This is a genomic window from Mesorhizobium silamurunense (genome assembly GCF_014843825.1).
GTDB lineage: Bacteria > Pseudomonadota > Alphaproteobacteria > Rhizobiales > Rhizobiaceae > Mesorhizobium > Mesorhizobium silamurunense.
The window spans coordinates 1-9,660 of the sequence record NZ_JHQR01000024.1; the positions used below are offsets into that span (position 1 = coordinate 1).

General features: G+C 56.7%; 5 protein-coding genes. 1 reads left to right on the plus strand and 4 read right to left on the minus strand.

Annotated elements, in window-relative coordinates; translation table 11 throughout:
• Positions 1-260: 260 nt before the first annotated feature.
• Entirely contained in the window at positions 261-2,663 is a 2,403-nt protein-coding gene (locus tag DH10_RS02670; RefSeq protein WP_192384159.1) for a penicillin acylase family protein, read from the minus strand.
• Between the two features lie 295 nt (positions 2,664-2,958).
• Here DH10_RS02670 and gabT point away from each other — a divergent pair, with 295 nt between their 5' ends.
• Positions 2,959-4,254: a 4-aminobutyrate--2-oxoglutarate transaminase gene (gene gabT, locus DH10_RS02675; protein ID WP_192384160.1), complete on the plus strand. Its 1,296-nt coding sequence runs from the start codon at positions 2,959-2,961 to the stop codon at positions 4,252-4,254.
• An 824-nt stretch (positions 4,255-5,078) separates the two neighbouring features.
• On the opposite strand, the gene DH10_RS02680 is transcribed toward gabT, so the two are convergent.
• From DH10_RS02680 to DH10_RS02685, 3 genes are all read right to left on the minus strand, one after another.
• Complete coding sequence (locus DH10_RS02680) at positions 5,079-7,304, minus strand: N,N-dimethylformamidase beta subunit family domain-containing protein (RefSeq protein WP_192384161.1); 2,226 nt, start codon at positions 7,302-7,304, stop codon at positions 5,079-5,081.
• Complete coding sequence (locus DH10_RS38400; RefSeq protein ID WP_485020586.1) at positions 7,297-7,698, minus strand: N,N-dimethylformamidase alpha subunit family protein; 402 nt, start codon at positions 7,696-7,698, stop codon at positions 7,297-7,299. Before DH10_RS38400 ends, DH10_RS02680 begins: the two co-directional genes overlap by 8 nt.
• A gap of 933 nt (positions 7,699-8,631) precedes the next feature.
• A partial coding sequence (locus DH10_RS02685) for an ABC transporter substrate-binding protein (protein WP_246811474.1) occupies positions 8,632-9,660 on the minus strand: 1,029 nt, incomplete at its 5' end.

Genomic DNA, 9,660 nt, shown 5'->3' on the forward strand with positions numbered 1-9,660 from the left:
CGGATTAGATCAGAGGGGCAAGGTCAATGGCGCTGCGACCACTTCACAACACTCGCTACGCTGACCCCGAACAAAACAGCCGTTTCCCGGCACGTCCGACCGGCGGCAACCGTCGCCGCAACTCGCTCACGAAGAGGTTTGAATAGGTTCTTGGCATCAGATGCCGGCCTCCGCCCAACCAGCATCTTGAATACAAGATCACCCGCTCGTGAATCCCCATCGATTCAATCAAACTGAAACCTGCTCTAAATGAGCAGCAGTCACCGTTTGGTACCGAAACCTGGCATATATGTTAAATTAGCCATTTCGTTCCCTCCTTTTTCTACCGAAATAGGCGACAGAACGATCCGATGGTCAACCTCTCTCTTGATCAGATGTTCTGAATACAGTAACGGTTTATATTCTCCTCGGTGCCAGTCTGGCGCCAGATCTCGATAATGGTTGGAAAGCGGCACACCCGACTGGCCAGGATTGTTAATAAATACACTGTTGTCCCAAGATCCAACATCAATAATCATCCGCACCGATGGTCCTGTAGTAACGGAGAACTCGTCCTGCCGATAAGTTGAATAATTCAAAGTCGAGCCACTACCGCCAAGGGCGATTGGCCCCAATGACCATTCTTCAGCCGTTAATTCCTGTAGAGGGTGGCTCAATTCGAGTCTATGAATGCTCCCCCACGACCATTCTGCAGGGTCATGCCCCATGATTGCCATGCATTCGGCCCAGGCAGAAGCAAGGGTTGCCTTAATTGAGTCCGCCAGGCTTTCATCCGGATGCGCCTGTTCGAGCCAAGAAGCTATGGCTGAAGGCTCTAACGGTACGAGTAGCGCCAATATTTGATCGTCGGCGCCCTCCAATCGAGCAATTGTCGGACCAAGATGCTTGCTAAGCCAGATCTCGAAGAAAGCCGCGGCCGCGGAACTCGCATCCAAATGCCCATCCCAATCACAAAGCAATTGAAGCGCAGGCGTCTCCGACTTCGAGTGGAGAACAACTCCTAACCGCGCAAGAATACGAGCTGCGATTGGCGAATAAACCGAACACTGCAGCGACATACAGTCTTGAATAGAGATCGGTTCTGACCTAGAAAGGCTTGAATGAAGCGTATCGTGTCGGCTACTGTCCGACCACTCGTAACCAAAAGCAGGATGGGCTCTACTCCACTCTTCCGGCACATTCATTGCATTAGCAGTAGCAACGAAACCTTTCACTGGGTTTGTCTCGGACGGTCCTTCGTCCGGCGACAAATACCCTTCCCATTCAAATTGGCCATCTCCGGGAACCGGAATCAGGCCGTCCCAATTTCTTCGAACCGGGGACGCACCTGAGGGTTTCCACGCGATTGTATTGGAAGTGTCCGCGTAGATGTGATTGACAGAGGGGCAACCCCAGGATGCTAGAGCGGAAACGTACTCTGCATGGGACTTCGCGCGCATAACCGCTAAGCTGGCCATGTAAGGAGCCATGCCGGAATCCATCCACACAGTTCGTAAGGCGAAAGCGCGGTTGTCGTCAGCATCCTGAAAGAGAATAGGGCCATGGCGCGTAAATCGAAGGTCGACCTCATAGTCCTCGTAGCCACGAACCGGGATACTCTCCTTAACAGTCACTACCTGTTCCCAGGCTCCTTCATAGGAGTATTCATTTCCCTCACCGGGCTTCAGATCGTAGACGTAGATATCTTCCTGATCAGCGCCAAAAATAGTCAGACCAAAAGCGGCCGTGCCGTTATGGCCCATCGAAATTCCTGGCACCAAAGGCTCCCCGGCCCCGATGACATTGAGGCCAGGCATACTCAGGTGTACAATATATCTGATCGACGGCAGGACATGCTTCCGATGCGGATCTAGCGCCAGTATCGGGCGTCCAGTTGTTGTTTTTCCCGCGGATATAGCCCAGTTGTTTGAGCCCTCTTCAAACGCCGTCCGTACAATCTCGTCAGACGCTGTCACGCTGGTCCAGAGCCCAGCTTCGTGAAGACTGGCTGCAAGTCGTTCCCTTGAGAATGATACTGGACTGATTGCCAGGCGAAAATCACGCAGCACTCGATCACTCAGAACGGCCGGGTCAAAGCCTTCCGCTGGTCGTGGCGCTATCGCGGGTGACAATTCTTGTCTCAGCCTATCTAGACGAGTGCCTTGCTCCACGCCCGCCAAGGCCATCACCTTACAACGTAGAAGCTCCGAAATCGCGTTCCGGGTAAGTGAATGCGTTCTCACCCTGACGACGTCTTCCGGTTTCCAATGGTCAGGCCTGTGGCCAAGGAGGATGAACTCGGGTGGCAACGCAATCAAGCCGTCATTGCAGCTCTCGACATAGGAATTTATACCATCTACGAACGCGGAGCATATTTCCTCGGACTCAGGACCGTATGCCGTCCATTCTGCACTCATGGCTCCGCGAAATAGAAAGTGACGCGCTGCCCTGTCTTGCTCCAGATAGCCGGGACCAAAGTCCCGTGACAGGAGACCAAGACCTCGTTTGCGCGCGATATCGATCTGCCAGAGACGGTCTCGGGCTGCATTCCAACCCTGAGCGAAAAATAAGTCGTGCAAGTTTTGCGCCTTGATGTGGGGAACTCCCCACCTATCAATGTCGATCGCGACCTCGTTCTTAAGCCTGCTGAAACTGTGGCGATCGAAGGTGATGCTTGTAGACATTATCTTGTTCCATCTCCGGCCAGGCGTTGGCAATCGCCCAGACGCTCAACACTGAACGGCCGCTTACGTCGGCAGGAGCGGTCCAAGTTGATAACATCTGTACCAATCCACCTCGGGATAGGCACTCGAATAAAAGTCAATTGGTAGGCGACTTTTTTGCATCGGCTGCAAGCCTTCGACACGTGCTAATTGTCACCAACCCTTTGATCACGCGCCGCTAATCAGCAAATCCAAAAAGCTGGCGACTACAATAGGCCACAGCCAAGAGATTTGCCCATTGATAGAGGAACAAGATATGAGCATTACCAACCGCGAACTCGAGAGCAGGCGCATAGCGGCGGTTCCCAGTGGTGTAGCGTGCGCATTTCCGATTTTCGCTGATAGAGCTCTTAACGCAGAGCTTTGGGACGTTGACGGGCGACGCTACATCGACTTCGTAGGTGGAATGGGTGCCCTCGCCGTTGGTCATTCGCATCCTAGTATCGTTGCTGCAATTCGCGATCAGTTGAATCGCTTCACTCACACCTTTTTTGGAACTGCCCCTTATGAAGGCTACGTCGCCCTGGCCGAGCGACTCAATGCTCTTGCGCCGATGACCCCTGCCAAGACCCTGCTCGTTACAACCGGCGCCGAAGCAGTCGAGAACGCGGTTAAGATCGCTCGTTACTACACGGGTCGCCGGGGAATTATTGTCTTTAGCGGAAGCTTTCATGGCCGAACGCTGCTAACCCTCGGAATGACGGCTCAGGTGAACCCTTACAAAGAGGGTTTTGGTCCGTTTCCGGGAGAGATTTATCGTGTTCCGTTCCCATACGCATATCGCGGAATCAGCACGCAGGACGCCCTGTCTGCCCTCCATGCTCTATTTGAAACTGAACTCACTGCTTCAGAAGTTGCCGCAATTGTCATTGAGCCGGTCCAGGGCGAAGGTGGTTTCCTGCCGGCGTCCCCTGAATTCCTTAAAGCTGTTAGACAGATCTGCGACACTCACGGCATAGTGTTGGTCGCTGATGAGGTCCAGTCGGGTTTCGGACGGACCGGCAGACTTTTCGCAATAGAAAATTTCGACGTTCAGCCGGATTTGATAGCTGCCGCCAAGAGCCTTGCGGGCGGGCTGCCACTTGGAGCCGTGATCGGCAGGGCGGAAATTATGGACTCGGTCCACCGCGGGGGGCTGGGGGGCACTTACGCCGGTAATCCATTGGCATGCGCAGCCGCGCTGGCAGTCCTGGACGTTCTCGATAACGAAGGATTGCTCGCTCGGGCAGAAGAAATCGGCGCGCGCCTGCAAGCGGGATTTGAACGCCTCAGGATTCGAAGCAATCATACCGAGATCGGCGAGATCCGTAGGCTTGGAGCGATGATTGGCATAGAGCTCGTCACGGATAGCACGAGCCGCGGGCCGGCGACAGATTTTACCTCGAGACTTATCAAAGAAGCCGCTCAAAACGGTCTGTTGCTGGCCTCGGCAGGACGCTTTCACAACGTGATTCGCTTCCTTGTGCCGCTTACAACCTCGAACGAGATTCTGGACGAGGCCATATCCATCCTCAGTCGATCAATGGAAAGTGTGTCTGAGCTCCAAGCCTAGCACCGAAGGCGCGGCACGCGGAGAGCAAGCCAAATGGACTGCCTGACCCTGGTGACAGGCAGATCTGGCGTTAGAGTATCCGTCTTGGTCAAGGAAGGGATGGCAACCATTTCCGGTCGTCCCTGATGAGCGCTTTTGCGAGAACAACGAGGTTTCTCATGATGTGATGGCCGTTATAGCGAGTTTCGCGGGTTTGTCGCCTACTCTGCGGTTCATCGATCTTACCCCTCCCGTCGCCGCCGGCCGGTGAAGACCCGCAGGCGGCAACCCACCTTTGCCTCGAAACGACGAAACTCATAAGATAAGCGGTTCACCGTTGACTGAATCGGATGGGATCCCCCTGCGGTCCGATTAATAATTCAAGATGCTGGCTGGATTGGAGGCCAGACTCTGATGACCCGAACTCTTCCAATGATCGTGAGCGTGTGGTGGCGGTGGTTTCGGCCGGTGAGAGCAGCCGGTCGGTTGCGTATCGGTTCGGCGTTGCGGTTTCGTCGTCGGTGGTGAAATGCCCTTCACGCCGCAGACTAAAACTAGTCAGACTGTTTGTGGAATACCCCCTCCCCTGCGCGCAACGAGTTCTTCTTTCAGCGCATGCAGCGTTAGGTGCGAGGTGGCTGCGGTAAAAAAACACTGTTCGCTCTTGAACAGGCGCGCGCCGACATCGCCCCGCAGACGACCGCTCGGCGATCCTGGGAGGCTGGTCATCCGCGTACGGCTATGGCGACGTTAAAGCATCGAGCTAAAGTGGCGTGATAAGTTTCAAGATTAGCGCAGCGCGAACTCGGGGGCTGGTCGGTCTTCCTTTTGTTGGCAATTGAATATCATCCGGACGGCTCCCGGTCAGGCATTTGGAAGGGGGTCGGATCGCGAAAGCGGCCTAGAACGTTCTCAGTAATTTGTGCGACATTGTTGGCATAGCCAGCATGCGGGAGGCTGCTGCCCCAAGCGATCGAGCCGACCGAAAAGACCGCGCCGCCTGCAGGTGTCTCGAAGAACGTCATATCGGCACGAACGCGATCCCTTGGGGCATCGTTCCAGAGCCCGGTGAACATGTCGGCGCCACTCAGATTGCGTCCGTACGAACTGCCGTGCGCCTCGGAGGCGGCTATGACGAGCGCATGACGCGGTGTACCGAGCGCTTCATCTACCACATCGATCTCAAGGCCCGCCGCTCCGCCCAGGAAACCGAAATCACCAATTATATTCTCGGTGATGCCCTCGAATATGAAACGCGCGCGGGGATCCTCACTCGCCGCCAGGCGATGATAATAACTGCAGCGATCGAAAGCCTCGGTTAGATATCCAACGCCTACTAGCGACTGTTCGGGTCTGCCCAGGTCTTTCCATGCGCCGCAGAGCCGGCCGGCGAAGCTGCTATGGGCTTCTCCGGCACCAAAGCGACCGTTTCTTGAATGGCGCCGCCTGAGCTCAACTAAGCCCTGGCGTTGTGGGTGGAAATCGATCGCATGATAAAATCCGTTGCCGCCGAGATACATAAGCCGCCCGCCCCTGGCGAGAAAGCCGTCTAGGGCCTGCAACATCGGTAGCGACCAATACTCCGGATGACACCCGGTTACCAGGACGCGGCAACCATCCATAGCCGCCAAGCCCTCGCGGTCGAGGTCTTCGTCCGTAAGTACTTGGTGATCCGGAGCTACCCGGGCCAACCATCCGAGAAGACAAAGATCGATCTGAAAGTTCCAGAGCCAGCCTCCGGGCTGCCTGTTCAGAACCGGCCGTCGAAGCGATCCAATTGACCGCTGGCTCCCATCGTCATGCGGGTCGTAGAGCGACTTACCGAGCCCCGGGAGTTCAATAGCCAGAAGGTCGAGCGGCGTGTAAAAGCAGGCAAGGCAACCGAGATAATACTCAACCGTCTGCCGCTGGAACCCCAAGTTGACGTACGCCGCATAGGTTGCTGTCGGCGCCAAAAAGGCAACATCGCTGGAGGCTTTTGCAGCCTGCCGTACATAGAACGGCACATAGAACTCAGCATCCGCACCCCGGAGGCGGGCCGCGTAGCAGCCGCTCGGCCAGTTCACCGGAACTGTAAGCCGCAGGTCTTCCTGCCAACCGGGATTTTCGATGTCGTCATGGTGAAAGTGAATAGCGCCGTACTGGTCAGGCGCACGGCGCCAATCCATGGTTGAACTGTCCCAGTTCGATCCCTGCACGGCGCGGGTAGGCTGATTGATGCAGATTCCGTCGTGGCCAGCCCCCGATTGATCTCGGACGACGTCAGACGCCGGCTCGCCCGCCAAATCCCAATCGGCCAGGAAGGGCCAAATAACAGGTTCCGTCGGCTTACGTGTAGCCAGATTGCTAAGTTGTTCGAGCGACAGCGCCGCAGCCAAGATCCGGGGACGCTCGATCTTGCCGTTAAAGTGGTGGCAAGGAAATCCGCCGTCATCTGGCTCGGCCGCTATTAGGGTCCGACCGTCGCCGCCCGCGGGCGGCTCCACATTGTCTACAGTCAGCCAGCTCTCGCCGGCATGGTCGTGTGTCCCAGAAGGGAGTCGATACACCACGACTAGCAACTGACGGCGTTCGGGATCGTAGCTCAGCGCAACGAAGCTCCAGCGCCAGAGAGACAAGGGGCGATCCAGGGTGTAGGTCCGCGGCTCGACAGGATCACCGAGGATTGCCGCCAAGCAGCCGTCTGCCTCAAGCCGCAAGGCCACTCCTCCACGCCCGCCCACGGACAGCGTACTGATGAGGCAGCGCGGTTGGCCGGCAATGAGGGTCGGCATGACATTGGCACAAATGGTTATCGGCCCAACACTCGCCAAGCGCTGCGATCCCTCGACTTCGATGTAGGAGCCGGCGCGTATGGGTTGCTCGCGTCCTGGATAACGATTGACCTCCGGCACCGCCATGACGGTCGGCTGGAAGGGTGGCATTTCTGGTCCGGCATCGCATCCGAGCAGACGGACGAAATCGCATTCGAAGCTGTTGAGATTCAGACAGCTCACAGCGAAGGCGATGCTTTCGCCCGGTTTCACGCTATCGCGGTCGGAATAGCCGAGAATCACTGGGCGATCATGCATTATCCCAACCCTCCCGCATTGGCAGGGTACCGACCAGGTGTCGCCAACGCTGCTTGAAAACCCAACGTTCAACATCCTCGCGCGACTGAAAACGCGCTGGCGCTATTTCGGCGACATATGAGCCGTCTAGCGACCAGCGCGCAGCGCGCCACTCTCTATATGGCTTAGTCATGATCGTGAACCATTTACCAGCCGTTGGCTGGGAACGCATGACGTCCAGAACAAAGCGAAGATCCGCACTATGACGGCCGAAAGGTGCGTCCAGGAACTCGCGCACTAGGTCAGGACGAGCAGCAAACCTCGCCAAAGCAGAGCGGGCGGCCGCCGTACCGGCACTCTCAGGCGAGCACACCGATTGAGACGACGAACTCAGCGGCGGATAGTTGGTCGCCATAGCGGGCCTCCGACTCGTTGCGGTGTCGCCTAGCTCTCGGGATCACGATCGTCCAGCGGTCCTCCCGGTACGAGATAACACCCGCAGCGCAGAAGACCAGCGCCAAGAAACAGCAAAAATATCACCTCGCACTTGAGTAGTCTCCCATGTGTTGGAGGACTGCGAGAGCATGGCGGAGGTAAACGCTCGCCGGCCACCATCAGGCGTTCGGCGAGATCGCAGATTCGCCCGCTCCCAGCGTCTCTACCTGCAGCCGCAGTTTCGATAATCTGCAGACAGCAATCTTCCCGCACACCGACGTGATTTTCCCATCATCATATGCTGGGCCGTCATACTCGGCCGGGCCTACCGCCAAGCAGGCCCCAAGGTTGATCGATGAAGCGCTTCGCCCTGCCCCCTGAAGTGGCGGGTATGATCAATAGGACGATAGACCCGGCGCAGGTCGAGCCCGCAGCCACTTGCCCGCGCCGCCAGAGTTTTCGATGAATTCGTATCGCCCAGTAGGGGTCGCGTTCCAGGGCTATCGATCGGAAAGCTAGAGGTGTTGGTAACGTGCACCTTGCACCCCGTCGGTTCCGTCCTTGTAGGCACGCGCACCCGGCGCCGGCGCCGATCGTCTCCATCTGGACATAGTGAGTACCGTCGACTTGCCGTATCAGAGAACGAGCACCTCGTGTTGCTTCCGTCGGAGGCTGCGATAACCAAAATGCGGCGCTGCCTGAGCAAGCACGCCGAGCGGAGTCTGCCTCGGCTGCGATCCTTCTATGCGCCCGCGCTTGCGGCAGGAGCTTCGACGTTCAAAGGGGAATGGCAGGTCAACCGGCCGATGGTCACGGGCGGCGGCACGTCGCTCGCACAAAGCGACTGTGCAAACGGCCAACGCGTGTGGGACTCGCAACCTGACGAAGCCCCACAATCAAACCAGCAGTTGCCTCATGCTGCCCGGTCGAGCCAAACCTTACCGAGGTCGATCTCAAATGTCGGGTGCATCGCGTAGCCCCTGACTTGCTTTGTAGAATGATTGAACAAGGTAAGCCAATAAGGTTGTATGATGATGCCAGATTCCTGCAGGATCGTTTCAATATCCTGCATGAGCGCCTTGCGCTTCTGTGGATCTGGTACCGTCAACGCCGCGTCGAGTTTCTTATCGAATTCCGGGTTTGACCACGCCGCCTCATTCCATGCGGCGCCACTGCGATAGGCAAGCACCAAGATTTGTACGCCCAACGGCCGCATGTTCCAGTTTGTTGTCGAAAGGGGGAATTTCAACCAGTCGTTCCAAAAAGTGCTACTGGGTAGAACCGTACGCTTCACCTTGAATCCGGCCTCGCGCAACTGCGCGGCGATCGCATCGCCCGTGTCCTTATGCCAATCCTCGTCGTTACTGATGATGTCGTGTTCGAAGTCCAATTGGCCAGCTTCGGCCATAAGGCGCTTGGCAGCCTCTACATCCCGTTTCTTTTCCGGAACCGGATAAAACTCGGGATGTAAGGGGGCTACATGATAATTCGCAGCAACGGTGCCGTAGCCATTGGCGGCAAGTTGCAGCACCGCACCATTGTCGACTGCCAACTGCAGTGCATTGCGCACCCGCTGGTCGTCGTACGGTTTAGTAGTGACGTGGGCGCGGCACACTAACGTTGTCGACGTTTTCGCTTCAGACTTCATCAACCCGAGGTCATCAAATATGGTAACATAATCCGCGAACGTCTGATAGTTCGCATCTACTTCGCCTGATTCGAAAGCGCTCGTAAGAGCGGACGGATCGCTGCCGTAGTCTATGAATTGCACCTCGTCCAGGTAGGCTTCACCGCCCCACCAGCTTCCATTTGTTCGACGCTTCAGGACGGCCTTTTGGCTCACGTCCCATGACACTAGTTCAAACGGTCCCGTGCCTACCGGATGGGCAACGAGGTCCGACCTGTTCTTTTCGTAGTCACGGTGAACGATCAGCGCGGGATA

Excerpts from the sequence above, each read along its gene's own strand:
- DH10_RS02670 (WP_192384159.1), bottom strand. The coding sequence starts at position 2,663 with ATGTCTACAAGCATCACCTTCGATCGCCACAGTTTCAGCAGGCTTAAG.
- gabT (WP_192384160.1), top strand. The coding sequence starts at position 2,959 with ATGAGCATTACCAACCGCGAACTCGAGAGCAGGCGCATAGCGGCGGTT.
- DH10_RS02680 (WP_192384161.1), bottom strand. The coding sequence starts at position 7,304 with ATGCATGATCGCCCAGTGATTCTCGGCTATTCCGACCGCGATAGCGTG.
- DH10_RS38400 (WP_485020586.1), bottom strand. The coding sequence starts at position 7,698 with ATGGCGACCAACTATCCGCCGCTGAGTTCGTCGTCTCAATCGGTGTGC.